Consider the following 255-nt stretch of genomic DNA (forward strand, 5'->3'; position numbering starts at 1 on the left):
AAAGGGAAAGTAAACGAAGCTGACGTAAAAGAAATGATGCGTGAAGTTCGTCTTGCTCTACTTGAAGCCGATGTTAACTTTAAAGTCGTTAAACAATTTATTAAAACAGTAAGCGAACGTGCTGTCGGCGCGGACGTTATGAAAAGCCTAACACCCGGCCAACAAGTTATCAAAATCGTTCAAGAAGAACTAACAAGCTTAATGGGCGGAGAAGAAAGCAAAATCGGAACAGCGGACCGCCCACCAACCGTGATT

General features: G+C 43.1%; 1 protein-coding gene. It reads left to right on the plus strand.

The window, feature by feature from the left end:
• The coding region (locus NG901_RS16775) for a signal recognition particle receptor subunit alpha (RefSeq protein WP_252217086.1) at positions 1-255 on the plus strand (255 nt) is incomplete at both ends.

Source organism: Clostridium sp. CMCC3677 (assembly GCF_023845585.1).
GTDB classification, from domain to species: Bacteria; Bacillota; Clostridia; order Clostridiales; family Clostridiaceae; genus Clostridium; species Clostridium aquiflavi.